Annotated in this window: 28 protein-coding genes; 19 read left to right on the plus strand and 9 right to left on the minus strand. The window is 65.8% G+C overall.

Annotation, left to right across the window (positions count from 1 at the left end):
• The first annotated feature begins 52 nt into the window (after positions 1 to 52).
• The 3 genes from ACQY80_RS09850 (at position 53) to ACQY80_RS09860 (ending at position 3,557) form a co-directional block, all read left to right on the plus strand.
• Entirely contained in the window at positions 53 to 790 is a 738-nt protein-coding gene (locus tag ACQY80_RS09850; protein WP_428678726.1) for a hypothetical protein, read from the plus strand.
• Entirely contained in the window at positions 787 to 2,892 is a 2,106-nt protein-coding gene (locus ACQY80_RS09855) for a TonB-dependent receptor plug domain-containing protein (protein WP_428678728.1), read from the plus strand. The genes ACQY80_RS09850 and ACQY80_RS09855 overlap by 4 nt, the downstream gene beginning before the upstream one ends.
• Positions 2,893 to 3,176: 284 nt before the next feature.
• Positions 3,177 to 3,557, plus strand: a complete 381-nt coding sequence (locus tag ACQY80_RS09860; RefSeq protein ID WP_428678731.1) for a reverse transcriptase-like protein — start codon at positions 3,177 to 3,179, stop codon at positions 3,555 to 3,557.
• A gap of 9 nt (positions 3,558 to 3,566) precedes the next feature.
• Here ACQY80_RS09860 and ACQY80_RS09865 read toward each other — a convergent pair whose 3' ends face one another.
• Entirely contained in the window at positions 3,567 to 4,592 is a 1,026-nt protein-coding gene (locus ACQY80_RS09865) for an adenosine deaminase (protein ID WP_428678734.1), read from the minus strand.
• Positions 4,585 to 5,160 (minus strand): phosphoribosyltransferase, encoded by a 576-nt coding sequence (locus ACQY80_RS09870; protein ID WP_428678737.1) that lies wholly within the window; start codon positions 5,158 to 5,160, stop codon positions 4,585 to 4,587. The genes ACQY80_RS09865 and ACQY80_RS09870 overlap by 8 nt, the downstream gene beginning before the upstream one ends.
• 83 nt (positions 5,161 to 5,243) lie before the next feature.
• On the opposite strand from ACQY80_RS09870, the gene ACQY80_RS09875 reads away from it, so the two are divergent.
• Together ACQY80_RS09875 and ACQY80_RS09880 are read left to right on the plus strand one after the other, a co-directional pair.
• Positions 5,244 to 5,681 carry a DUF983 domain-containing protein gene (locus tag ACQY80_RS09875; RefSeq protein ID WP_428678739.1) on the plus strand — a complete coding sequence of 146 codons (438 nt, stop codon included), beginning with the start codon at positions 5,244 to 5,246 and terminating at the stop codon, positions 5,679 to 5,681.
• Entirely contained in the window at positions 5,671 to 7,011 is a 1,341-nt protein-coding gene (locus tag ACQY80_RS09880; RefSeq protein ID WP_428678742.1) for a PLP-dependent aminotransferase family protein, read from the plus strand. Before ACQY80_RS09875 ends, ACQY80_RS09880 begins: the two co-directional genes overlap by 11 nt.
• A 101-nt stretch (positions 7,012 to 7,112) precedes the next feature.
• Here ACQY80_RS09880 and ACQY80_RS09885 read toward each other — a convergent pair whose 3' ends face one another.
• The 3 genes from ACQY80_RS09885 to ACQY80_RS09895 form a co-directional block, all read right to left on the minus strand.
• Positions 7,113 to 7,550, minus strand: a complete 438-nt coding sequence (locus ACQY80_RS09885; RefSeq protein ID WP_428678745.1) for a hypothetical protein — start codon at positions 7,548 to 7,550, stop codon at positions 7,113 to 7,115.
• Positions 7,551 to 7,654: 104 nt separating this feature from the next.
• A complete protein-coding gene (locus tag ACQY80_RS09890) occupies positions 7,655 to 8,044 on the minus strand; it encodes a hypothetical protein (RefSeq protein WP_428678748.1) in 390 nt (129 codons plus the stop codon).
• A gap of 15 nt (positions 8,045 to 8,059) precedes the next feature.
• A complete protein-coding gene (locus tag ACQY80_RS09895; protein WP_428678750.1) occupies positions 8,060 to 9,712 on the minus strand; it encodes a M20/M25/M40 family metallo-hydrolase in 1,653 nt (550 codons plus the stop codon).
• Between the two features lie 120 nt (positions 9,713 to 9,832).
• Between ACQY80_RS09895 and ppk2 the strand changes: the two genes are divergently transcribed.
• Positions 9,833 to 10,744: a polyphosphate kinase 2 gene (gene ppk2, locus ACQY80_RS09900; RefSeq protein WP_428678752.1), complete on the plus strand. Its 912-nt coding sequence runs from the start codon at positions 9,833 to 9,835 to the stop codon at positions 10,742 to 10,744.
• A gap of 12 nt (positions 10,745 to 10,756) precedes the next feature.
• On the opposite strand, the gene ACQY80_RS09905 is transcribed toward ppk2, so the two are convergent.
• The 4 genes from ACQY80_RS09905 to ACQY80_RS09920 form a co-directional block, all read right to left on the minus strand.
• On the minus strand, positions 10,757 to 11,203 hold the full coding sequence (locus ACQY80_RS09905; RefSeq protein WP_428678754.1) for a MarR family winged helix-turn-helix transcriptional regulator: 447 nt from the start codon (positions 11,201 to 11,203) through the stop codon (positions 10,757 to 10,759).
• 97 nt (positions 11,204 to 11,300) lie between these two features.
• Positions 11,301 to 11,711 carry an Ohr family peroxiredoxin gene (locus ACQY80_RS09910; RefSeq protein ID WP_428678757.1) on the minus strand — a complete coding sequence of 137 codons (411 nt, stop codon included), beginning with the start codon at positions 11,709 to 11,711 and terminating at the stop codon, positions 11,301 to 11,303.
• Between the two features lie 151 nt (positions 11,712 to 11,862).
• Entirely contained in the window at positions 11,863 to 12,810 is a 948-nt protein-coding gene (locus tag ACQY80_RS09915; protein ID WP_428685816.1) for a CorA family divalent cation transporter, read from the minus strand.
• A gap of 60 nt (positions 12,811 to 12,870) precedes the next feature.
• Entirely contained in the window at positions 12,871 to 14,484 is a 1,614-nt protein-coding gene (locus tag ACQY80_RS09920; protein WP_428678759.1) for an inorganic phosphate transporter, read from the minus strand.
• Between the two features lie 164 nt (positions 14,485 to 14,648).
• On the opposite strand from ACQY80_RS09920, the gene ACQY80_RS09925 reads away from it, so the two are divergent.
• The 13 genes from ACQY80_RS09925 (at position 14,649) to ACQY80_RS09985 (ending at position 23,888) form a co-directional block, all read left to right on the plus strand.
• A complete protein-coding gene (locus ACQY80_RS09925) occupies positions 14,649 to 15,290 on the plus strand; it encodes a hypothetical protein (RefSeq protein ID WP_428678762.1) in 642 nt (213 codons plus the stop codon).
• A 71-nt stretch (positions 15,291 to 15,361) separates the two neighbouring features.
• On the plus strand, positions 15,362 to 16,642 hold the full coding sequence (locus ACQY80_RS09930; RefSeq protein ID WP_428685818.1) for a DNA-packaging protein: 1,281 nt from the start codon (positions 15,362 to 15,364) through the stop codon (positions 16,640 to 16,642).
• Between the two features lie 71 nt (positions 16,643 to 16,713).
• Entirely contained in the window at positions 16,714 to 17,088 is a 375-nt protein-coding gene (locus ACQY80_RS09935) for a hypothetical protein (RefSeq protein ID WP_428678764.1), read from the plus strand.
• A 284-nt stretch (positions 17,089 to 17,372) separates the two neighbouring features.
• On the plus strand, positions 17,373 to 17,705 hold the full coding sequence (locus ACQY80_RS09940; RefSeq protein ID WP_428678767.1) for a hypothetical protein: 333 nt from the start codon (positions 17,373 to 17,375) through the stop codon (positions 17,703 to 17,705).
• Between the two features lie 430 nt (positions 17,706 to 18,135).
• Entirely contained in the window at positions 18,136 to 19,242 is a 1,107-nt protein-coding gene (locus ACQY80_RS09945) for a phage portal protein (protein WP_428678769.1), read from the plus strand.
• 96 nt (positions 19,243 to 19,338) lie between these two features.
• Positions 19,339 to 19,665, plus strand: coding sequence for a DUF6127 family protein (locus ACQY80_RS09950; protein WP_428678772.1), 327 nt, complete (start codon positions 19,339 to 19,341; stop codon positions 19,663 to 19,665).
• Positions 19,662 to 20,051: an HK97 family phage prohead protease gene (locus ACQY80_RS09955; protein WP_428678775.1), complete on the plus strand. Its 390-nt coding sequence runs from the start codon at positions 19,662 to 19,664 to the stop codon at positions 20,049 to 20,051. Before ACQY80_RS09950 ends, ACQY80_RS09955 begins: the two co-directional genes overlap by 4 nt.
• Before the next feature lie 5 nt (positions 20,052 to 20,056).
• Positions 20,057 to 21,196: a phage major capsid protein gene (locus ACQY80_RS09960; RefSeq protein ID WP_428678778.1), complete on the plus strand. Its 1,140-nt coding sequence runs from the start codon at positions 20,057 to 20,059 to the stop codon at positions 21,194 to 21,196.
• Positions 21,197 to 21,305: 109 nt separating this feature from the next.
• Positions 21,306 to 22,508, plus strand: coding sequence for a tail fiber domain-containing protein (locus tag ACQY80_RS09965; RefSeq protein WP_428678779.1), 1,203 nt, complete (start codon positions 21,306 to 21,308; stop codon positions 22,506 to 22,508).
• A complete protein-coding gene (locus ACQY80_RS09970; protein ID WP_428678782.1) occupies positions 22,505 to 22,657 on the plus strand; it encodes a hypothetical protein in 153 nt (50 codons plus the stop codon). The genes ACQY80_RS09965 and ACQY80_RS09970 overlap by 4 nt, the downstream gene beginning before the upstream one ends.
• Positions 22,658 to 22,672: 15 nt before the next feature.
• A complete protein-coding gene (locus tag ACQY80_RS09975) occupies positions 22,673 to 22,954 on the plus strand; it encodes a hypothetical protein (RefSeq protein ID WP_428678785.1) in 282 nt (93 codons plus the stop codon).
• Entirely contained in the window at positions 22,954 to 23,499 is a 546-nt protein-coding gene (locus tag ACQY80_RS09980) for a head-tail connector protein (RefSeq protein WP_428678787.1), read from the plus strand. The genes ACQY80_RS09975 and ACQY80_RS09980 overlap by 1 nt, the downstream gene beginning before the upstream one ends.
• Entirely contained in the window at positions 23,496 to 23,888 is a 393-nt protein-coding gene (locus ACQY80_RS09985) for a DUF3168 domain-containing protein (protein WP_428678790.1), read from the plus strand. The genes ACQY80_RS09980 and ACQY80_RS09985 overlap by 4 nt, the downstream gene beginning before the upstream one ends.
• The last annotated feature ends 61 nt before the right edge of the window (positions 23,889 to 23,949 follow it).

Here is a 23,949-nt window from a genome sequence, read left to right on the forward strand (position 1 = left end):
TTGCGACGGCGAGCGATGGCGCTCGTCCGGCGCGCGAAGGGAGAAGTGTGCCATGAAGACCCTGATTTTTGCGACCGGCGCCGCGCTGATGACGGTGCTGGCCTGCGCCGCGCCGAGCACCGCCGCCGACCCGCTGGTGCTGAACGACGTTGCCTGGAAAGCGGCTCCGGCCGCCGGCAAGAGCGATCCGCGGCTGCGCGTCAGCCGCGGGAAATCGAACAGCGATGTCGAGCTGGACGGGTCGCGCCGCGAGCTGGGCCCTGTCGAGGCGGTGCTGCGGAGCGCGCGCGGGCCGGTATCCTTCACGATCGTCCATGCGGCCGGGACGCTCGCCTGTTCGGGCGATCTGAAGGCGCCGTATGACGGATCGGGACATTGCCGCTTTGCTGCCGATCCGGACTTCGAGGCCGGGCTGGCGTCGCGCGGACTGGCGCCCGAGGACCGCGACGACCTGCTCGCGATGTTGCTGGTCGATGCGACGATCGAACTGGCCGACGGGCTGACCGCCGAAGGCGTGAAGCCCAAGGATGACGGCGACCTGATCGCCGCCGCGGCGCTGAAGGTCACGCCCGCCTATGTCCGCGACCTCAAGTCCGAGGCGATGGCGCTGACGACGATCGGCGACGCGATCGCGTGCCGTGCGCTCGGCGTCGATGGCGCCTATGTGCGCGGGCTCGCCTCGGCGGGGTATCGAGGACTGAGTGCGGACGATGTCGTGGGTATGAAGGCGCTGGGCGTCTCGCCCGAATATGCGGCGGCGATGAACCGCGCGCGGGGGAGTGGTCAGTGAAATCTGCGATAAGCCTCGCGGCGCTGACCGCCGCGCTTTCCATAATGCCTGCGGCGGCGCAGGAGGCGGCGCCGGTCCCGACCGGCGACACGCCGCCGCCCGCCGGGGCCGAGGTTCCAGCGACCGCGAAGAGCGCGGCGCGGCAGGTCTTCACACCCGCCGACTTCGCGCGCTACGCGCCGCGCAACGCCTATGACATGCTGGCCCAGGTTCCGGGCTTTTCGATCCGCGACAATGAAAATCTGCGCGGACTGGGACAGGCGACCGGCAATGTGCTGTTCAACGGCGAGCGGCCGTCGAACAAGGCCGACGACATGTATACGCAGCTGTCGCGGATCCCCGCGGGCAATGTCGAGCGGATCGAGATCATGGATGGCGCGGCGCTCGATATTCCGGGTCTGTCGGGTCAGGTGGCCAATATCGTGTATCGCGCCGACAGTTTTTCGGGCCAGTTTTCGTGGAAGCCCGAGTTTCGTGCGCATTACACCGATCCGCTGTTCACGCGCGGCGACGTGTCGGTGCGCGGACGAACGGGCGAGATCGAATATGAGGCGGCGCTCAACAACAATGACTCGGCGCGAAGCGGTGCCGGCGGTCCGACGCTGATCTATGATGGCGCGGGCAATATTATCGAGCGGCGCAAGGATATCTGGAACACCCATTATGACACGCCCAAGCTGTCGGGGCGCATCACCTGGGATCCACCGGGCGACACGGTCGCAAACCTTGGCGGTCATTATCAGCGGAAATATGACCGCTATTATGAAGATGGCCTGCGGATCGGCCCCGGCGCGCCCGACCGCCTGCGGACCGTCTATGAAAATGCCGATAGCTGGAATTACGAGGTCAGCGGGGACTATCAGTTCGGCCTGGGCCCCGGAAAGCTGAAGCTGATCGGGCTGAGGCGTTTCAGCCACGAACCCTATAAGCAGGAAATCGTGACGACGCCGGCCGACGGATCGCCGGCGATCGGCGACCGCTTTTCACAGGTCGGCGATCTGGGCGAGACGATCGCGCGCGGCGAATATCAGTGGAAGATGTTCGGCGGCGACTGGCAGCTGTCGGGCGAGGCGGCGTTCAACACACTCGACAATGTGGCTTCGCTTGCGGTGCTCGACCCTGCCGGCGTGTTCGTCGATGTGCCGTTCGAGGGCGGCACCGGCGGGGTCAGCGAGGATCGCTATGAGGGACTGCTGAGCTTTGGCCGCAAGCTGACCGACAAGTTGAGCTTTCAGCTGATCGCGGGCGCCGAGCATTCGACGATCACGCAGACGGGGCCGAACGGCCTGACGCGGAGCTTCTTCCGGCCGAAGGGGTCGTTGACGCTGTCGTGGACACCGACAGCCGATTTCGACGCCTCGCTGAAGGCCCGGCGCCGTGTGCTGCAGCTCAGCTTCTACGATTTCCTCGCGCGCGCCTTCCTCAACGACGGCAACGAGAATCAGAGCAACAATGACCTCAGGCCCCAGCAGGACTGGAGCTATGAGCTCGAGATCAACAAGAAGCTCGGCGCGTGGGGATCGACGAAGCTCTATGTCGTCTATCGCGACGTCGAGGACCGGGTCGATGTGATCCCGATCGGCGAGGATGGCGAGGCGGTCGGCAACATCGACAAGGCCAAGGCCGGCGCGATCGAGTGGAGTTCGACGATCAACCTCGACCCCGCAGGATTGAAGGGCGTGAAAATCGATACCAGCGTGCTGCTCCAGAAGTCGTCGCTGCGCGACCCCTTCACCGGCGAAAAGCGGCAGTGGAGCGGGTTCACCGACACGGTGGCGAGCATCGACCTGCGTCACGATATTCCCGGCAGCGACTGGGCGTGGGGCGGCCATGCCGAATATTCGCACAACCAGCCCAATTATCGCCGTAGCCAGACCGACAAGGTGTGGGAAGGGCCGGTGTGGGCATCGGTGTTCGTCGAGCACAAGAATGTCATGGGGCTGACTGTCCGCGCGTCGGTCAACAATATCTTCAACGCCCGCTCGCGGCGCGATCGCACGGTCTATCAGGGGCTGCGCGGGGCGAGCGCGATCGCGTTCGTCGAGGAGCGCGACCGGTTGATCGGGCCGATCTTCGCCTTTTCGGTGCGCGGGAAATTTTAGGGTCAGGGCCCATTAATTCCCCGCTCGAGGCGTCGAAATGGCGAAGATATCGGGTCCGTGCCGATGCAGCGGATAGCATCGCGACCCGTAAGGCCGCGCGGGCGCGAGATCGAAGCCATTTCGGCGTCCTTTCGGGATTTGACCGATTTTGCCCATGGCTTCGTCGATAAGTCTGGAAATATTGACATATTCCGGCGCCTTTTCTCCTCGCCTTGAGCAAAATCGCTTCAAACCTCGATCGCGGAATCAATGGGTCCTGACCCTAAATCGGCTAAGACTGCGGGATGACCCGCCGCATCAAGATCTATTTCGACGGAGGCTGCCGGCCCAATCCGGGCGCAATGGAGATTGCGGTGGTGACCGGCGGGGTCGCGATCATCGACCGCGATGCCGGTTTCGGCAGCAGCCTCGACGCCGAATGGCTGGCGCTGATTGCGGCGCTGCGGCTGGCACGCGAACGTGCGATGGATGATTTCGTCCTGCTCGGCGATGCGGCGGCGGTCATCGCGCAGGCGACCGGTGCCGTGCGTGCGCGGGGTGCGGGCCAGCAGCATCTGGCGGCATTCCGCGGTATTGTCGGCGATGGCCCGGCCCCACGCCTCCGGCATGTCGGGCGCGCGCAGAATCTGGCAGGAATCGCGCTGGCGCGGCTGCATCCGCGCTGAGGTCGCGCGTCAGGCGTAGGCGTCGATAGCGGCGAGATGCTTCGCTTTGTCGGCGTCGCTCAGGAAAGAACCGGTGAAGCTGTTGCGGGCGAGCGTGACGAGGTCGGCCTTCGACAGGTCGAGTGCGTCGGCGACCGCCTGATAATTGGCGTTCACATAACCGCCGAAATAGCTGGGATCGTCGCTGTTCACCGTCGCGCGGAGGCCGGCGTCGAGCATGGTCTTGAGCGGATGGTCGGCGATGTCGTCGACAACGCAGAGCTTGAGGTTCGAAAGCGGGCAGACGGTCAGCGTCATGCCTTCGCTGGCGAGCCGCGCGACGAGCGCGGCGTCTTCGAGGCTGCGGTTGCCGTGATCGATGCGGTCCACCTTCAGCAGGTCGAGCGCTTCGTGGACATAGGCGGGCGGGCCTTCCTCGCCGGCGTGAGCGACGATCTTGAGGCCGAGGCCGCGCGCACGGGCGAAGACGCGTTCGAACTTCGCGGGCGGGTGGCCGACCTCGGATGAGTCGAGCCCGACGCCATCGATGCGGTCGAGATACGGCAGCGCTTCGTCGAGCGTCGCTTCGGCGTCGGCTTCGCTGAGGTGCCGGAGGAAGCAGAGGATGAGCTTCGACGTCATGCCGTAGCGCGCCCGCGCATCGTCGAGCGCGCGGGTGATGCCGCCGATCACCGTTGCGAACGCAATACCCCGTTCGGTGTGCCCCTGCGGGTCGAAGAAGATTTCGACATGGCGCACAGCATCGGCGTCGGCGCGCGCGAGGTAGGCGGCCGTCAGGTCATGGAAATCCTGTTCGGCTTGGAGGACGCCCATCCCCTGATAATAGATATCGAGAAAATCCTGAAGGTTCGAGAAGGCGTAGGCCGCCCGCACCTCTTCGACGCTCGCGAAGGGAATGGCGACCTTGTTGCGCTGCGCGAGTTCGAACATCAGTTCGGGTTCGAGCGAACCCTCGATATGCAGATGCAGCTCGGCCTTGGGCAGGCCGGCAATGAAAGCGGCGCGTTCGGCCGCCGATGTGAAACCGTCAGCCATTGGGAGCGTCCTCTTCGCGCAGGATGATCGCCGCCTCGGGCTTGTGGCGGCGGATTTCGTCGATCGTCAGCCCGTCGATCTCGTGCGGAAAGATCAGCCAGCGGTCGGTTTCGTGGACGAAATAATCGGGGCGGAGGTCGGTGACGTTGCGGCCGGGCTTGAACCAGACGGTCGCGATGCGGATGTCGCGCGGCATATTGTGGCGGCAGCGCGCCTTCAACTCGGCGATGAAGGCGCGGATGCTGCGGCCGCTGTCGAAAACGTCGTCGATGATGAGCAGGCTGTCCTCGGGGTTAAGCGTGTCGATGAGATAGCCGAGCGCGAAGACGCGGACGTGCGGATCCTGATCGTCGATGCCTTTGTAGGAGGAGGTGCGGATCGCGATGTGGTCGCAATGGTGGCCGTGATAGTCGAGCAGTTCCTGGACCGCGATGCCGACCGGCGCGCCGCCGCGCCAGATGCCGACGAGGTGCGTCGGTTTGAAACCGCTGTCGACAATCTGCATCCCGAGCCGCAGCGAATCGGCGAGAAGGTCGTTGGCGCTGATGTAGATTTTGTCGTCGCTCATGGCCCGGAATTAATCCGCCCCTCGACATTTGTCATGTCCGTCATTATGTATGGTATTGTGTATGGATATCTGGGATCGAGTCGATGACGGGCGAGCTTGAAGGCCGTGACAAATGGCTGTGGATCTATCGGACGGGATTGCACGGCCTCTGCCCGCGCTGCGGCGAGGGGAAGATGTTCCGGCGCTGGCTGAAGGTGCAGGATCGCTGCCCGAACTGCGGGCTCGACTATGATTTCGCGGCGCCCGACGACGGCCCGGCCTTCTTCTCGCTCTGCTTCATCGCCTTTCCGCTGCTGTTCCTCGTCGTGTGGTTCGAGGTCGCGTTGAACCCGCCCTGGTGGATGCACCTGTTCACGTCGATCCCGCTGATGGTCATCCCGTGTCTGGCGGTGCTGCAACCGATCAAGGGCTGGCTCGTCGCCTCGCAATATGTGAACAAGGCGCAGGAGGCGGGCACCGATGCGCTGTGGGCAAAGCTCCATGCCCGCGCAAAGGGGGAGACGGTCGACGGTGACGGCTGACAACTGGGTTCCCGACCTCGCGCGCGCGGGCGGCGCCAAATATGTCGCGATTGCCGAGGCGATTGCGAGCGCGGTCGAAACCGGCAGGCTGCGGGCGGGGGACCGGCTACCGCCGCAGCGCGATCTGGCCGCGCGGCTCGGCATCGATTTGACCACGGTCACCAAGGCCTATGAGCAGGCACGCAGCCGCGGGCTGATCGGTGCGCGCGGACGCGCGGGCAGCTTCGTGCTGCCGCAGGAGGCGATCGCGGCGGGGCCGCCGCCGCGCGATACCGGAATGAACATGCCGCCCGAGGTCGAGGGCGGAACGCTGCTCGCGGCGTGGGAGCGGACGTCGAGTGCGCTGCTGCGCGCGCCGGGCGCCGGCGGGCGGCTGCATTATCCGCCGGCGGGCGGGCGCGAGGCCGACCGCGCGGCGGGGGCGGCGATCTTCGCGCGGATGGGGCTCGTGAGCGAGGCCGGGCAGGTGGTCGTGACCGCAGGCGCGCAGAACGCGCTGCACGCGATCGTCGGCGCGGCGCTGGCGCCGGGCGATGTCGTCGCATGCGGCGCGCATATCTATCCGGGCTTTCTGTCGATTGCGAAAAAGGCCGGGCTGCAGCTCGCGCCTTTGGCGCCACTGGATGCCGAAGCCCTGGAGGCGCTGTGCCGGACGACCAGGGTCGCGGCGGTCTATGTGGTGCCGACAAATGACAATCCGACGACGGTGACGCTGGGCGAGGAGGAGCGCGCCGCACTCGCCACAGTAGCGCGACGCTATGGTGTCCAGATCATCGAGGACGACGCCTATGGCCAGCTTGCCGAAACGGCGATCGCGCCCTTGTCGCGTTTTGCGCCCGAGCTTGGCTGGTATGTTGCGAGCACCTCGAAGACCATCTCGCCCGCGCTGCGCGTCGCGTATGTCCGCGCGCCGTCGCTCTCCGCCGCGATGGCGCTTGCGACCGAGGCGCACCAGACGGGGGGTATGGCACCGCCGCTCAACGCCGCGCTGGTGACGCGCTGGCTGGAGGACGGCAGCTACGACCGGCTGATTGCCGAAACGCGCACCGAGGCGGTCGCGCGGCTGGGGCTGGCGGCCGAGATTTTGCCCGCAGAAAGTTATGCTGCGCATCCGTGCGGCTATCATCTGTGGGTGCCGCTGCCGGCAGGCCGCAGCGCAGAAAAAGCAGCGGCGGTGCTTCGCGCCGTCGGGATGATGGCGATTCCTGCACATGCCTTTGCGGCGGGTGAAGGTGACGCCGGTGCGCTGCGGGTGTCACTGGGTGGGGCGCTCGACCGCGCGGCTCTGCGGCGCGGTCTGGAGGTGTTGGCGACCGAGTTAACCGGATGATTTGATGGGCGGTTTGGGCTTAGGAAGCGGACTTTGTCGATCTTCCCCATCGCAAGTCGATGGGGAGGATTTCAATGACCGCTTCCGGTCGTTTGCCGACATCAATTCGTAGGCGTGGGTTTGGCCGTGCCGTCTGGAAAACGCCATCCCTCACCGATTTCCAGTTGAACATAATCGACGGACGGCTGCCAAGCTTCGTCAGCCTCGATCTTTCCGATGCATCCCCAGCAATCGCCCCCGCAGTCTCTCGACATAGGGTCGTTCTCAACATTGAGCGCTCGCGCACAAAGCGTGCATTCTGCGAACGTTTGCTCCGCTATCCTTGATTCGATCCGTCGCCAAGCAAACGACATCTGCCGAACCATCACAATTATCCCCAACCCAATTAGCGCTATGACTGCGCCACCCCCCGCGATGGCTCTTGTCACCTCATAGCCGCCATTTGCGGGCGGATTGAGAGTGCCGAACCATCCCCAAAGACCTAACAGTATCCCGAAGCCGAATACGACCCAGCCTATCGCTTTGCCAATTTTGGTCATCGTCGCTCCATGCGATTAGTGTCGCTTTGCGAGAGCAGGCTATTTGCTGCTTCGAACGACCGCAATCGGTCGTTTCCTGTCGTCCGGCCGCATCGGGGACGAGCCTAAAAAATCTGGTCCGACGTCTCGCAGGATTTGCGGACGGTCTCCAGTTCGTCGAAGAGCGTTTTCGTCTCGCCGCCCGAGACCAGCACGGTGATTTCAGGGAAGCGGGTCGAGCCGCGCAGGCGGACCGTGTCGCGGCCTGTGCGTTCGACCTTGCTGCCCTGACCGATGTCGATCATCTGCGCCGCAAAGCCATTGGGCATGATCCTTGTCTTGAAGGTGACGATGCAGCCATGGATTTGAATTTCCAGAACCTTCTCGCGCCTTTTCGGCCGGTCGCCCGACGCGACCAGCAGCTTGCCGGTACGGGCGAGGTCGTCGAGGGCGACCGCTGAGGGATTGGCGGCGAGGACAGTGGTCGCGAGCGCGATGCCCAACAAGACGCTCATCGATCGGACCTCCTGCTATCGGCGTGCAGCGGCGCTGCGATCGCGGATCGCCTTGAATTCGCTGTCGGGCTTCCAGCCGGGCCATTTGGCCGAGCGGGCGAGTTCATCACCGATCTGGTAAAAAATCTGAATATCCTGAACCGCGCCATCGAGGTTCCAGCTGGCATCCCACGCATCGCACGCCTGATGATAGCATTTGCCGGTATAGTCATCGACCCACTTCTGCCCCGCTTCCTTGCCGCCGGTCACAAGGTCGGACGCGCCCGCGATCCCCATCATGAGGAGGACGGGAACGCCGCGTTTGGCCATGCTGAAATGGTCGGCGCGGTAGAAGAGGCCGCGTTCGGGGAGGCTTTCGACGCTGACGGTGCGGCCTTGCGTGGCGGCGACGCGCGCAAGATCGTCCTCCAACGTGCCTTGCCCCTTGCCGACGAGGATCACGTCCTTCGCTTTGCCCGCAGTCTGGAGAATATCGAGGCCGAGGTTGGCGACGGTCTTTTCGGGCGGGTAGACGGGATTTTGCGCATAGGCTTCGGAGCCCAGCAGGCCGCGTTCCTCGGCGGTCCAGAAGGCGAAGAGAAGCGTGCGGTCGGGCGGCGGTGCGGCCCTGAACAGCCGCGCCATTTCGAACAGTCCTGCGACGCCGAGCGCGTCGTCATTGGCACCCGCGCGGTAGATGCGGCCCTGTTCGTCCGCCTTGCCTTCGCCATAGGCATCCCAGTGGGCGCCATACATCACGACCTCGTCGGGGCGCTTGGCGCCGGGGATTTTGGCGAGGACATTCTGGCTCTGCACGACTTCGTGCTTCACCGGAACTTCGGCGGCGAAGGTCGTGCCGAGATCGACGGGGCGGAAGGATTTGCGGCGCGCGGCGACGCGGAGTTTCGCCAAATCCTGCCCGGCACCGGCGAACAGCTTCGCGGCGGTCTCGCCCGAAATCCAGCCTTGCAGCACGAGACTGGTCTGCTTTTCGGCCGGAACGACGAGGCCGTAATTCTCGCCGCCGCCGCTCTTCACGACGTTCCAGCCATAGCCGACGCCGTCGGTGTCGTGGACGATCAGCGCCGCGACCGCGCCACGCCGCGCCGCCTCCTCGAACTTGTAGGTCCAGCGACCGTAATAGGTCATCGTCCGGCCGCCGAACTTGCCGAACGCATCCTCGCCCTTCGCGGCGACGAAGTCGGGATCGTTGATGAGGAAGACGGCGACCTTGCCCTTGAGGTCGACGCCCTTGAAATCGTCCCAGCCGCGTTCGGGTGCGGTAACGCCATAGCCGACGAAGACCATCGGCGCGTCGGCGACCTTCGCCACATCATTGGGCTGAAGCGTCGAGACGTAGATGTCGGTGCCTTGCACCAGCGACGGCGCCGTGCCCTTGCCGCCGAAGGCGAGCTTTGCCGGCGTGCCGAGCGCGGTGTGGAGGAGCGGCACCGGCTGGGTCCAGCCGCCGTTCGTCCCGGCAGGTTCGAGCCCCAGCGCCTGCAGCCGGCCGATCAGATAACCGATCGTACGTTCCTCGCCGATCGTGCCGGGCGCGCGGCCCTGAAACTGGTCCGAGGCGAGCGTCCGGACGGTTTGGGTCAAGTTCGCTGCGCTGATATCCTGCGCCGCGGCGGGAGCGGTGGAGGCGGTAAGGAGGAGTGCGGCGGCGGCAAGGCGCAAGGTCATGAAAATCTTTCCGGTTGTCTGGAAGGGTGAGCCTAGCCAGCGGCGGCGCCTTTGTGAACCGCCGCGCTGTCACGGGACGGCAATCTTGCCGCCATAGCGCTGTGGCAAAGGAGCCTTGCGATGGACGACAGCCTTTCCGACCTCGACCGCATCAAGGAAGAAATCGCCGACAGCTTCGACGAGGAGCTGGAGATGGAAATGGACGAGAGCAGGCTGGAGAGTTTGCTGGCTGACATGGCCGAGCATCCGGATCGCGAGTCGATCGACCGCCGCATCTATTTTCGCGAACTGTTCCGGTTGCAGCACGAACTGGTGATCCTGCAGGACTGGGTGCAGACGCAGGGGCTGAAGGTCGCGGTGCTGTTCGAGGGGCGCGATTCGGCTGGCAAGGGCGGTGCGATCAAGCGGATCACCCAGCGGCTCAATCCGCGCGTCTGCCGCGTCGTGGCGCTGCCCGCGCCGAGCGAGCGCGAGCGGTCGCAATGGTATTTCCAGCGCTATGTCCCGCACCTGCCCGCTGCGGGCGAGATCGTGCTGTTCGACCGCAGCTGGTACAACCGCGCCGGGGTCGAACGGGTGATGGGATTTTGCACCGAGGACGAGTGCGAGGAATTTTTCCGGTCGGTTCCCGAGTTCGAGCGGATGCTCGTGCGGTCGGGGATCATCCTGCTGAAATACTGGTTCTCGATCACCGACGAGGAGCAGCAGTTCCGGTTCCAGATGCGCATCCACGATCCGCTGAAGCAGTGGAAGCTGTCGCCGATGGACGTCGAATCGCGGCGGCGCTGGGAAGATTATACGCGCGCGAAGGAAGATATGCTGGAGCGCACGCATATCGAAGAAGCGCCGTGGTGGCTGGTCGAGGCGGTCGACAAGAAGAAGGCGCGCCTCAATTGCATCGCGCATCTGCTGGAGCAGATACCCTATCGCGAGGTTCAAAAGCCGGCAGTCGTCCTGCCCGAGCGTGTCCGGCACGACGATTATGCGCGGCACGAGATCCCGCCCGAAATGTATGTGCCCGAGAAATATTAGGCCCGAAACAGTTCAGGCTGCGCCCGTTTCCAGCAGATTGTCGCGCAGCGTCGCGATCGCCCGCTGCACCTTGGCGAAATCGCCGCCGAGGCCGGTCGCGTCGATCAGCTTTTCGCCGATGCATTCGTCCTGAAGGTCGCGGCCTTTCGGGGTGAGGCGGATGCGGACCTGCCGTTCGTCGGCGGGGTCGCGGCGGCGCTCGATAAAGCCCGTCTGCTCGAGCTTTTTGAGGATCGGCGTCAGCGTGTTCGATTCGAGGAACAGTTTTTCGCCGAGCGCGCCGACGGTCTGGTCGTCCTGCTCCCACAGCGCGACGAGCGCGACATATTGGGTGTAAGTGAGCCCGAGCGGTTCGAGGATCGGCCGGTAGGCGCGCCCGAAGGCGAGGTTCGCCGAATAGACGGCGAAGCAGAGATAGTCGCTGAGCGGCGGGGTCTTCGGGGTGGCGGGCTGGGTCATCGTCGGTCCTTGGGTGCGTTCCATCGCGCACGATAAGATCGCAAGGCCCGCTTGCCAACCGGGCGGCGCGCGAAGGCACCGCCCGGCAAGGCGAGGGTCAGGCGAGAGCGGGTTCGGCGAGCGTCAGGTCGATGTCGATGTTGCCTGCAACCGCCTTCGAATAGGGGCAGATCGCATGGGCAGCTTCGATCAGATCCTGCGCGACGGCACGGTCGACACCCGGAACCTGCACGGCAAGCCGGGCGCGGAGCACGAAGCCGCCGTTCTTGTGGAGCAGGTCGATCGTCGTGTCGATTTCGGGGGTCACGGGAAGCGCGACCTTCTTCTGCTGGGCAGCAAGGCCGAGCGCGCCGAGGAAGCAGGCCGACCAGGCGGCGGCGAAGAGATTTTCGGCAGCGGGATGCGGTTCGGCGAGCTGGATATCGACGACACCATTGTCGCTGCGGGCATAGCCTTCGGCGCCGCCTTTGACGTGGGTGGTGCCGGTGAAGAGGATTTTGTCAGCCATTGGTCATTCCTTTCGAGATTAAATCGGATCCGTTTAGATCGGATGCGATTTAATTAGGTCAGCCGAAGGCAGAGGTCAATAGGGCGCGATTAAATCGTATGCGATTTAATCGTCCGGCCGCGCGAAGCGATTGAATCTGCACGGAAGAAAATTACGGTCGACGGCGCAAAAGCAGCCAGGTCGCGAGCGACGAAGCGACCGCGGCGATGGCGGCGACGAAAGTCCCCGCTTCGGTGTGCGCGAAAGGCAGGCCCCCGGTGTTCATCCCGAAGAAGCCGGTGACGAGGGTCGCGGGGAGCAGCAGCGCGCTGATCACCGACAGGAAATAGAGATTCTGGTTGGTCTTTTGCGCGGCCTGCAGGTCGAGCTCGTCGCGGAGCTGGCGGAGCTGCGCCTGCGTACTCGCGACGTCGGTGTCGAGCGCGTGGAGGCGCTGGACATGGCGTTCGGCGACGGGGGCAAAGAGCACGGGCAGGTCGGGATCGCGTTCGAGCCTGACGAGCGCGGCGCGCATCCCGGCGACGAGGCGGTGGAGCCGCGCACCGCGGCGGCGCACCGCGATGAGATCGCGCGTCGCCGGGCTCATCCGCTCGTTGAGAAACTCGTCCTCGGCGGTCTGGATATCGGCCGAGAGTGCGTGGACATGCTGGCTGAGCCCGTCGACCATCGTACCGATGACGAGGCCGAGCGCATCGGCGCCGTCGGAGACGTCAAAGCCGGCAGCGATCCTTTGGCGCATCACGTCGGCGGCGCGGATCGGGTGATAGCGACCGGTGAGCATCAGCGTCGGGGTGATGACGATGTGGAGCGCGCCGATCTGCGAGGTCTGCGCGACGTCGAACTCGCGCTCGAAATCCTGGAGGACGAGGCCGACGATACCGCCCTCGACCATCACTTGCTGATGCGTGTCGCGCGCGAGCATCAGCTCGTGGACGGGCTCGGGCAACTTCGTTGCCCGTTCGAGCCAGCGCTGCGTCCGCTCGTCGGCGAGATTGAGGTGGAACCAGCGGAAGCTGGCGTCGGCGCAATCGTCGCAGTCATCGACCAGCGCGGTGCCGTCCGCCGTGCGCGCGCAGCCCCAGATCAGCCCTGGCTGCATCACGATCGCCCCGAAGTCGGGGGCCGGCGGTTCGCCCCTGCTGGCCGTGGCGCGGCTCCTTTAGAAGATGGCGTTCAGGACCGCGTATAGCGATCCCGCGAGCAGAATCGAGACTGGCAGCGTGAGCACCCACGCCATCAGCAGGTTGCGGATCGTCGCCATCTGCAGCCCCGACCGGTTCGCGGCCATCGTCCCCGCGACGCCCGACGAGAGGACGTGGGTAGTCGAGACCGGCAGGCCGAGCATGTCGGCGGCGCCGATCGTCCCCATCGCGACAAGCTCGGCCGAGGCGCCCTGCGCATAGGTGAGGTGCGACTTGCCGATCTTTTCGCCGACGGTGACGACGATGCGCTTCCACCCGATCATCGTGCCGAGTCCGAGCGCAAAGGCGACCGCAACCTTCACCCAGGTCGGGATGAAGCGCGTCGCGCTGTCGAGCGAGCCCTTGTAGGTCGTAAGCGCTTCGGTTTCCGCCTGGGTAAAGGTCAGCGTCTTTTCCTTGCCGAGCCGCTTGATCGCTTCGGAGGCGAGATACATGTCGTTGCGCATATTCTCGGTCGCCGCCGCAGGAACCTTGGCGAGCGAGCCATAGCCGGTGACCTGCGTTTCGACCTTGTCGATGAGCGCGCCAAGCGCCGGAAGGGTTTCGGGCGAGAGCTTTTTGTCGGCGATATAGGCGGTGACGGCGCGCGTGGCATCGGCGGGCGGCGCAGCGCCGGCGCCGTGCGCAGCGAGAGCGCCTTCCGCCGCGTTCGAATTGACGACGAATTCCTGCACATATTTCTCGGGCACCGCGCGGTTGAGCGCATAGGCGGTGGGGACGGTGCCGATCAGGATGAGCATGATCAGACCCATGCCCTTTTGCCCGTCGTTCGAACCGTGCGCGAAGCTGACCCCGGTGCAGGTGAAGATGAGGAGGCCGCGGATCCACAGCGGCGGCGGGGTGTTGCCCTGCGGCGCTTCATAGAGCGTCTTGTTGCGGATCAGCACCTTCATCGCGAGGAAGAGCAGCGCCGCGACGGTGAAGCCGAGCAGCGGCGAGAGGAGCAGCGCATAGCCGATCTCGGTCGCCTTGCTCCAGTCGACACCGGCCGTGCCGCTTTTGCCATGGAGCATCGCATTGGCGACGCCGACGCCGATGATCGAACCGATCAGCGTGTGCGAGGAGGAGGAGGGGATGCCGAAATACCAGGTCGCGAGGTTCCAGACGATCGCGGCGATGAGCAACGCGAAGACCATCGCAAAGCCCGCGTTCGATCCAACCTGCAGGATCAGTTCGACGGGGAGGAGCGAGACGATGCCGAAGGCGACCGCGCCGGTCGAGAGCAGCACGCCGAGGAAGTTGAAGAAGCCCGACCAGACGACGGCATAATTGGCGGGCATCGAATTGGTGTAGATGACCGTGGCGACCGCGTTGGCGGTGTCGTGGAAGCCGTTCACGAATTCGAAGCCGAGCGCGATCAGCAGCGCGAGGAAGAGCAGCGCGAACGGCAGGAACGCGGTCGCATGGACCCCGGCCGCGGCGGCGTCGGCAAAGACGCTGTAGGCGACATAGCCGAGCGCGGCGAGGATCGCGGCGGCAAAGCCGATATTGCCCGCGGCGCCGAGGCCCTTGTCGAGATCGGGGCGATCGACGGGTGCGAGGTCGGCGGCGTTGGCGGTCGTGGCATTCATCGGTGGTCCCCCGGAGTCGGAATGGCGACCAGCTATTCCCCGCCTATGACACTGATGTGACGCGATGGTTTTAGGGGCGCGGCAGCGCGATGTTCTGCGAATAATAACCATATAGGTTATTTTTTATTGACATCGTCACGCTATTATGGCACAAGCATCCCATCATGAAGAATTGCGAGTCGGGCCGGCGCCTTTCCGTTGCGGAAGGGTGTTCCGGCCCGAATGTTTTTGGGGTGCGATCTATGGCGGATTGTGAGGGAGAGGATGAAATCGCGGCATTCCAGACAGGCCCGCTTCAACGGCGCAAGGCAAAGCCGCAAAGCTGGACCAAGGTCCGGCGCGCGGCCTTTCTTGCCGAGTTGGCGCATAGCTGCAACGTGACGAGGGCCCACAAAGCCGCGGGTATGGGGGATCGTAGCGCCTATGTACTGCGTCAGCGCGACCCGGCCTTTGCACATGGCTGGCAGGAGGCGCTGCGAGTAGGTTTCGAACGGCTCGAGACTGCCTTGTTGCGGCGCGCGCTGGAGGTGGTGGGCGAGATCGAACTCGACGAGCGCGAGGAGCCGGTCGAAAAAATGTCCGTCGAACAGGCGATCGGGCTTCTGAATCAGCATCGGCGGAGTGTCCAGCAGGGCGCCGCTTATCGGCGGCGGCCGCAGGCACGGCATATCGCCACGCAGGAAGAGACCGATGCGGTCCTGCTCAAGCGGATCGCGATGGTCAAGCGCCAGCGGGCGCGGCGCTCGGCAACCGTCGACGGTGGCGAGCTGGTCGCGCGCCCGATCGACGACGGGGACAATCCGTGAAGGCCGGGAGTAGCAAGAGCGCAGCCGAACTGCGGATCGTGTCGGACCATATTACGAAAGAGTTCGACGATATGACGCGCGAAGAATTGTGCTTCATTTTGCGCGGGCTGACGCCTGCGCAGAAAGCCGAGCTGGCGACGCGTTGGTACGGGTTCGAGAATGACGGGCAGCGCGAGCCTTCGGGCGATTGGCGCATCTGGCTGATCCGGGCAGGGCGCGGCTTTGGCAAGACGCGCGCAGGGTCGGAATGGGTCAGCCAGATTGCGCGCGACTGGCCCGAGGCCCGGATCGCGCTCGTCGCGGCGACGCAGCCGGACGGGGTCCGGGTGATGATCGAGGGACCGAGCGGTCTGCTCGCGGTCGCGCGTGGCGGCGAAGAACCGCGCTGGACGAACGCGCGGCGCGAACTTGTCTTTGAGAGCGGGGCGGTCGCGACGCTCTATTCCGCCGAAGCGGGGGAGGAGCTGCGTGGGCCCGAACATCATTTCGCCTGGTGCGACGAGCTTGCCAAATGGCGGCGCGGCGAGGCGGCGTGGGACAATCTGATGATGGGGTTGCGGCTTGGCGACCGACCGCGCGCGCTGGTCACAACGACGCCGCGCGTCAACGCGGCGATGGCACGGGTGACGATGGCGCCGGGGATGGTGGAGACGCTGGGGAAAACGCGCGACAATCCCCATTTGCCCGACAATTTCGTCGTCGCGATGATGGAAAGCTATGGCGGGACGCGGCTGGGACGGCAGGAGCTCGACGGCGAATTGCTCGAGGATGTCGAAGGCGCGCTGTGGACGCGCGGGCTGGTCGAGCGGTGTCGGGTTGATGCCGACAGCATCGGCAAGCCCGTGCGGGTGATCATCGGCGTCGATCCGCCTGCGACGAGCCATGGCGATGCGTGCGGGATCGTCGTCACGGCGTTGCTGCGCGACGGGCGGCTCGCGGTGGTCGAGGATGCCAGCGTCGACAATCCGCCGCCGACGGTGTGGGCGCAGGCGGTCGCGAGTGCGGCGGCGCGCTGGGGCGCCGACCGGATCGTCGCCGAGAGCAATATGGGGGGCGAGATGGTCGAGGGCACGCTGCGCCAGGCCGACTGCGCGCTGCCGGTGGTGCCGGTGCATGCGAGCGTCGGCAAGGCGCGGCGGGCGGAGCCGGTGGCGATCGCTTACGAGCGCGGCGATGTGGTGCATGCCGGGGTATTTGCGGCGCTGGAGGACCAGCTTTGCGGATTGCAGGTTGGCGGCGGCTATGCGGGGCCGGGGCGGTCGCCCGATCGGGCGGATGCCTGCGTGTGGGCACTCGCAGCTTTGCTGGACGCGCTGCGGAAGGGGAAGGTGCCGGGGGTGCGGGTGGTTTGAGCTTTACCGCATCAAGAGATTGAATCTACATGGCGGACAACGCTGGCCTTGGGGGGCGAATGAGACATTCGATGGCAGCTCTGATCGCGATCTTGCCTACCCTTGTGGCAGGATGCTCGGCGCCAGGCGATCGCTTCGAGAATGTGAAGACCATCGCGGCTGTCGAAGCCTTGTTTCACATCGACATTTGCGAGGAGGCCAGGATTCTTGGCGGCGAACCGACCGCGTTCGGCGCGGGAACGAAGGAGCTCGTCATCGGCTTCCCGAACAGAAGCTGTGTGGAAGAGTTTTTTCGCGCCATGAAGCACGGTGGCAGGGCGAAGGACATTCGGGATGGCAAGGAATATTTCCGGATTATCGGTGGACAGGAAAATCCGTCCCTTCTGTTCGCCGTCGATCGCATCGACGATACCAGCGTGATGTTACGGCTGATCGACCCAAGCTAGGCTGTCGGGGGACGGAGACCTTGCCGGACGGCCTGAAAGGCGCGCGTGCGCCCCGGGGGATGCGAGCGTCGGCAAGGCGCGGCGCGCGGAGCCGGTCGCCATCGCCTATGAGCGCAGGCAGGTGGTGCATGCGGGGTGTTTGCGGCTTTGCTGGAGGGGCGGCGGAAGGGGAAAGGGCCGGGGGTGCGGCGGTTTTGAGACTGGTAGCCGGCTTTCATAGCGAGCGGAGGCTGGCTACACCACGTGGATCCGGAAATTATGGACCGGCATTGAAAGGACGATCTGTGAACCGTGATTTCGATGTCGAGGCTGGCCAGATATGGCTCGTGAAGCATGCCGAGAAGATAGGGAACTGCAAAGCTGTCGTTCTTTTAGTCGAAACGATTGGAGGGGATTGCATCGTCCATATCGCGCTGATCGATGAATATGGGGAAGCCGTCGTCGAACATATGCCATTCAGCAAGGCCACCTTTTGCAACAGCGTCACCGAATTGCTCGGCAAGTCCAGCGCGACTTATGACTTGAGGTCGGGATATAATTATTGGTGCGAGGAATATGAGCGGGGCGCGGCTGGAATATTCGGGACGGAGATATCCGAGTGCGCGATCCTGGATTGATTTGCCGAGTTGCGGTCATTCGTCGATCTGGGCATATCATCCCGATATTCAGCGGAGTTAACGCGATGAATTGGTAACAAGAACTGACGCTGATCTGTCTGACGCTTATTGCGGGGCGGGCCATAGACAAATGGCTCGGCGACGATGTTGTTACGGCGCTTATCGGCGTTGGTCTTGCCGTCGTTATTGCATTCCGCATTCGAGATTATCTGCGGTCGAAACGACCTCGGGACGACTTGGCTAGCCCATAAAGTTCATTATCCGCCGTCACCCCGGGCTTGACCCGGGGGCCATGAGTTCGGCGCTGCTGTGGATCCCGGATCAAGTCCGGGATGACGAACGAGCGGAATAGGTGGGCCGCGGGTCAGGCGCGGGGTGACGAGATAACGGTTCAGGCCGTCGAGCGAAACGAAGCACGCAGGAGAACATCATGAACTGGTTTGGCCGCAAGGCTGCGCAGGTGCCTGCGCGGCCTGCTTTGTCGCGTGTGTATGGGAGCTGGTCGGCGCCGGCGCCGATGAGCTGGGAGGCGCAGGTGCGCGAGGGGTATCTCGCCAATGCGATTGTGCAGCGGGCGGTGCGGCTTGTGGCCGAGGCTGCGGGGAGCGCGCCGGTCGTGGCGAGCGATCCGGCGTTGGCGGCGCTCGTGGCCGCGCCGTCGGGCGGGCAGGGTCTGGTCGAGACGCTGGCGTCGCAGCTGCTGTTGCACGGCAATGGCTATGTGCAGATCCTGACCGATGGGGCGGGGGCGCCGGCTGAGCTGTTTGCGTTGCGGCCCGAGCGGGTGACGGTCGAGGCCGATGCGCGCGGGTGGCCGGTGGCCTATCGCTACAAGGCCGGCGGGTCGGCGGCGGTGCTGCCGGCCGAGGACGGCGCGGCGCGCGTCGCGGTGGTGCATGTGAAGGCGCTGCATCCGCTCGACGATCATTATGGCGCGGGGTGCCTGGGTGCCGCTGCGGGTGCGATCGCGGCGCATAATGCAGCGGCCAAGTGGAACGCGGCGTTGCTGGAGAATGCGGCGCGGCCTTCGGGAGCGCTGGTGCATGATCCGGGCGACAAGGGGATGCCCTTGTCGGCGGAGCAAGTGGATCGGCTGCGCGAGGAGCTGGCCGAGAGCTTTGCGGGCGGGGCGAATGCGGGGCGGCCTTTGCTGCTCGAAGGCGGGCTCAGATGGCAGGCGTTGTCGCTGTCGCCGGCCGAGATGGATTTTCTGGCGCTGAAGGATTCGAGCGCGCGCGAGATCGGACTAGCGTTCGGGGTGCCGCCGATGCTGCTCGGGCTGCCCGGGGACGCGACCTATGCCAATTATCGCGAAGCGAACCGCGCACTGTGGCGGCTGACGGTGCTGCCGCTGTGCGCAAAGATATTGGGGGCGATTTCGCAGGGGTTGCGCGGCTGGTTCGACGGGGCCGAGCTGCGCGTCGATCTGGATAAGGTGCCGGCGCTGGCCGAGGACCGGATGGCGCTGTGGCGCGAGGTGTCGGCGGCCGACTGGCTGACCCCGGACGAGAAGAAGGCGCTGTTGGGGGTGACCTAGATCGCGTCGTCACCCCGGACTTGATCCGGGGTCCATGACTTCGGCGCTGCTGTGGATCCCGGATCAAGTCCGGGATGACGATATTGGAGAATGGCGATGGATGAAGACGAAGCGCTGGCGCGGCTGATCGCGCTGGCGGGGACGAGTGCGGCCGGAGCGCCCGGTGCGCCTGATGCGGCGTTGCTGCGCGCAGTCGTCGAGGAAGCGAGCGAGCTGGGGGCGCGGCGGGCGCTCGCGCGGCTCGGCCTCGCCGACGAGGCGGCGCGCGATGATGTGAGCGATTTGCGGCAGCTGCTCGGCGCGTGGCGCGATGCGAAGAAGAGCGTGTGGGCGGCGATCGTCGATTGGGCGGTGCGCGGAATGCTGGCGCTGCTCGTCGTCGGGCTGGCGATGAAGCTGGGGCTTCCGGGGCTGCTGAAGTGAGCGTGCGCTTTGCGGGCTATGCATCGGTGTTCGACCGCGTCGACCGCGGCGGCGACGTCGTGCGCAGCGGGGCCTTTGCGGCGAGCTTGCGCGAGCGGCGCCCGGTGCCGCTGCTGTGGCAGCATCGGCCGGGAGCTGTCGTGGGGACGATCGAGATGCTGGCGGAGGATGCGCGGGGACTGCGCGTCGTGGCGCGGGTGACGCATCCAGCGGCAGCGAAGCTGGTCGCGCGCGGCGCGCTGACGGGGCTGAGCTTTGGATATCGGGTGCGGGGTTCACGCGGCGACAATCCGCGCGAGCTGGTGGCGCTCGATCTGGCGGAGGTGAGCCTTGTGGCGGCGCCGATGCAACCTTTGGCGCGGGTGATTCAGGTGGTGAAGGAGTGACAAGCATGGACGATATGGAAGTGAAAGCGGACGCGCTCGACGGGGCGTTCGATGCGGTGCTGGCGGCCGAGGCGGTCGATGAGCTGAAGGCGTCGGTTGCGGCGCTGAAGGCGCAGGTCGACGCGCAGGCGGTGGCGGCGTCGCGGCTGCCGCTCGACGGCGCGAAGGCGGCCGATCCGGCGCGCGAGGCCTTTGTTGATCGCTACCTGCGGCGCGGGATCGATGCCGGCGTCGAGATGAAGAGCCTGTCGGGGGCGAGTGCCGGCGAGGGCGGCTATGCGGTGCCGCGCGAGATCGACGGGAGCATCGCGGCGACGCTGAAGACGCTGTCGCCGATCCGCAGCATCGCGACGGTCGTGCAGACGGGGACGAGCGGATACCGCAAGCTGGTCGCGACGGGATCGTTCGGTACGGGATGGGTCGGCGAGACCGCGGCGCGGCCCGAGACCGCGACGCGCAGCTTTGCCGAGATCGCGCCGCCATCGGGCGAGCTCTACGCCAATCCGGCGGCGAGCCAGGCGATGCTCGACGATGCGATGTTCAATGTCGAGGACTGGCTGGCCGAGCAGCTCGGCCGCGAGTTCGCGGTGGCGGAAGGCAGCGCCTTCGTGAACGGCAACGGTACGAACCGGCCCAAGGGCTTCCTGACCTATACGGCGACGAACGAGGTCGACAGCGTGCGTGCCTTCGGGTCGCTGCAATATCTGGCGACGGGGACCGCGGGCGCCTTTCCGGCATCGAACCCGCAGGACAAACTGGTCGAGCTGGTCCATTCGCTGAAGGCGCCGTACCGGCAGGGGGCGTGCTGGGTGATGAACAGCGACACATTGTCGCGTATCCGCAAGTTCAAGACGACCGACGGCGCGTTCATCTGGCAGCCGGGGATGGTCGAGGGGCAGGCGGCGACCTTGCTCGGCTATCCGGTGGTCGAGGCCGAGGATATGCCCGACGTCGGCGCGAACAGCCTGTCGATCGCGTTCGGCAATTTTCGCGCCGGTTACCTCGTCGCCGATCGCGGCGAGACGCGGATCTTGCGCGATCCGTTCAGCAACAAGCCTTTTGTGCATTTCTATGCAACCAAAAGGGTGGGCGGTGCGATCATCGATTCACAGGCGATCAAATTGATGAAGTTCGCCGCCAGCTAAGCAGCGCTGGTGCGCGAGGGCGCCCGGTCCATGCTCCCTTCCCTTTCGGGATCGGGCCGGGCGCCGACTTCTTCCCGACTTTCCGACATTTCGAAAGGATGGCCTTGCCATGCCGACCCCCTTTTTCGCCGATCTGGTGCGCGAGACGTGCCAGGAGGGCGGGACCGGGCCGCTGACGCCGACCGGCGCGGTGCCCGGCCATCGCCGCTTCGCCGACGCCGTTCCGGCCGAGACCCTGTTTCATTATGCGATCGCGGGGATCGCGCAGCCGGCGCAGTGGGAGACCGGCACCGGCCGGATCGACGGCGCCGGGCGGCTGGTGCGCGACAGCATCGCCGCCTCGTCGAGCGGTGGCGGTCGCGTCGATTTCTCGCCGGGGCTGAAGACACTGGCGCTGACCGTGACCGCCGAATGGTTCGCTACGTCATCGGCCGAGGCCGACGCGGCGGCGAGTGCGATTGCGGGCAAGCAACCGCTATCGACGATGCACGAGAGCGTCGCGACGGGCGCTGCGGGCGATATGGTCACCGCGCGCCGGTCGGACGGCTGGGTCAATATCCCGCTGTCGAGCCTGGCGTATCGCGGCGCCGACGGGCGTTACGCGCTCGGCGGTGCGATCACCGCGCCGCTGCATGTGCGCGCAGCCGGCGCGGGCGACGCCGCGCGGTTCGAATGCGCGGGCGGCCAGTCGCTTTACCTCTACGCCGACACCAATGTGCTGGGGCTGTTCAATGTCGCGGGCGCGTCGGCAGGGCGCGACGGAATCCGTATCGGCACCGATTTCGTTGCGTTCGATGTCAATGCCGCCGAGGCGCTGCGCTTCGATGCGGGCGGCCACTGGCTGCCCGGCTATGACAATTCGCGCAACATCGGCAGCGCGTCGCTGCGTATGGCGACGCTCTATGCCGGGACGGGGACGATCAACACGTCGGACGCGCGCGAAAAGAGCTGGCGCGACGGCGCGAGCGCGGCCGAAATCCGCGCGGCGCAGCGCATCACCGCCGCGCTGGGCTTCTATCGCTGGAACGATGCGATCGCCGAAAAGGGCGCCGATGGTGCGCGGCTGCACTTCGGCGTACGCGCGCAGGCGGTCTGGGCGATCATGGCCGACGAGGGGTTGATCGATCCGCTGGATGGCGAGACGCCGCCCGACAGCCGCTATGCCTTTCTGTGCCACGATGCATGGGAGGACGAAGGCGACAGCGACAGCAAAACGCCCGGCGGACGCTTCGGCATCCGTGTCGATCAGCTCGCGCTGTTCCTGATCGCGGGGCAGGACGCGCGGATTGCCGCGATCGAGGCGGCGGCATGATCGGCGGCGAGGCACTGGGATCGCGCGCACTGGGCGACGTCGCGCGGCGCGAGATGGCGAGCGAATGGGGCGGTCCGGCGCCGGATGTGGCGGGCGCCATGGTGGTGACGCGCGACAGGGACCGCCGTGCGGTCGTCCGCAAACCCTGAGCGGAGGGAATGACGATGACGATGATGCTGAAGGATCCAGGGTCGCGGATCGACCATGCGTTCGAATGGAGCACCGCCTATCCCGACGGGCAGACGATAATGGCGAGCGCGTGGAGCGTCGTCCCCGACGAAGCGGACGGGCTGACGGTCGCCGCGGCGGGACACGGGCTGACCGACGCCGCCGCGACGCTGACCGGCGGCATCGCCGGGCATGTGTACCGCGTGACCAACCGGGTGACGATGGGCGACGGGCAGATCGACGAACGATCGATCAGCGTGCGGGTGGAGGAGAGATGATGGCGGAAAGCGCCGTGCCGGGCGATGCTCCGGTCAATCTGAACGAGGCGCGCGGCTGGTTGCGGCTGGGTGCGACGATCGACGATGCGGTCGTCGCGCAGCTGATCCGTGCCGCGACGAACGTCTGCGAGGCGTTTATCGGCCAATGGCTGATCGTGCGCGAGGCCGGGGAGGTGGTGCCGCTGGGCGACGGCGCAATCAGGCTCGGTGTGCGGCCGGTGGTCGCGGTCGATGCGGTGGCGTTGCTGGCCTCTGACGGCAGCGAGACGGTGCTGGCCGAGAGCGGATACCGGGTGACGATCGCGCGCGATGGCAGCGCGACGATCGTCATCCACGATCGCGGTGCGGCGTCGCGGGCGCGGATCGCCTGTCGCGCCGGTATGGCGGCGGAGGCGAACGGGATTCCCGAGGCGATCCGCCAGGGCATCCTGCGCATGACGCAGCATTTGCACGAAGCGCGCGACGGCGGCGGCGCGGCGCCCCCGGCGGCGATCGCGGCGCTTTGGCAACCGTGGCGCCGGATGACGCTGGGCGGCGGGCGATGAAGACGGCCGAGCAGGCGGTTCGCGCGCGCGTGCTTGCGCTGCTGGTATCGGACGAGGCGCTGGCTGGGCGCGTCCATGGCGTGTTCGACGGCAACCCGCCGCGTGTTACGGCGCCCTATATCGTGGTCGGCGGGGCCGAGAGCAGCGGCTGGGGCACCAAGGACCGGCCGGGGCGCGAAGTGCGGCTGACGGTGACGCTGTTCGGTGCAGGCGAAAGCCGCGCCGACGAGGCGGCGGCAGGGATCGAACGGGCCGTGGGCAGCCTGCGCGGGCCGGCGGACGTATGGGCGATCGTCGGCGCGTGCGTGGTGCGGACGCGCTTTGCCTTTGCCCGCGAAGGCGGGTGGCGGCAGGAGGTGGTCGTGCGGTGCCGGTGTCTGGCGGGTTAGCGACGCGTGGGGTGACAGCTAACGACCGATTGCGGACATATTACTTTCGGCTATGATCTGG

Source organism: Sphingopyxis sp. (assembly GCF_965279755.1).
GTDB lineage: Bacteria > Pseudomonadota > Alphaproteobacteria > Sphingomonadales > Sphingomonadaceae > Sphingopyxis.